Source organism: Pseudoalteromonas sp. S3178 (assembly GCF_005886985.1).
Taxonomy (GTDB): Bacteria; Pseudomonadota; Gammaproteobacteria; order Enterobacterales; family Alteromonadaceae; genus Pseudoalteromonas; species Pseudoalteromonas carrageenovora.
The window spans coordinates 1-842 of the sequence record NZ_PNCW01000041.1 but is presented as its reverse complement, the minus strand read 5'-3'; the positions used below and the strand labels follow the sequence as shown (position 1 = coordinate 842).

Below are 842 nucleotides of genomic sequence, written 5' to 3'. Positions count from 1 at the left end.
TTGGTAGTAATTTAAATTGTGCTTTTTAGCAAAATCACTCACCGTTTTCATAAAGCCCGCTGGCCCACAACAGTATATATCTGGGTTTTCCCATACATTAATGTTGCGAGTAATATCGCCTGACTGTTCACGCGTTAACAGTAAAAAAGAAAAGTGCGAAAAATCCCCAGCTAGTTTACTTAGCTCATCGACACATTGATGCTCCGTGGCTTTAGCAAAATAGATTAACGACACTTTTTGCGACGTATTTTTTAAATGCTCACTAAGCATGGCAAGCATTGGAGTAATACCTGAGCCACCTGCAATAAAAGTCGCAGCTTTTTGCGTGTTTTTATAAACAAACTCACCACTAGGCGCCGAAATATTACACCACTCACCCACTCGTAAAGCACCGCTTAAAAGGTGTGTAAAACGCCCTTGCTCATTAGTTTTAATTAATAAACGCACCAACCCCGTTGTTTTAAATTGCTCAGGGCTTGAGGCAACTGTAAATACCCGCGTGAGTAAACGGCCATTAATTTCTACGGTTAAACTAATATGTTGCCCAGCAGTATGTGCCTGCCAATGTTTACTTGGTTTAAGTAATACACTTAAAAAACTGCCATTTAATTCATTTATTTCAGCAACCTGCGCCCTAAATAAATTAGCGCGCCATGCTGGTTTAAAAGTTTGCATAATTGGCTCTATGTAACCTGCAAAACTTTGATGGTGTAAAAACCATTTAGAAAATTGGTTTAATACCTGAGTCATCATCATGGATAAATCTCTACTTAAACTAAATTACTTTGAACTTACACGTGTACGCTCAAACTTCAGCGCACAAGTGTACGCCCAAAAAAATA

Annotated in this window: 1 protein-coding gene; it reads right to left on the bottom strand. The window is 38.6% G+C overall.

Annotated features, from left to right (window positions below; translation table 11 throughout):
• Positions 1–753, bottom strand: a 753-nt coding sequence (locus CWC11_RS12890; protein WP_138683007.1) for an FAD-binding oxidoreductase, incomplete at its 3' end; no start/stop codon positions are given.
• Positions 754–842 lie beyond the last annotated feature (89 nt).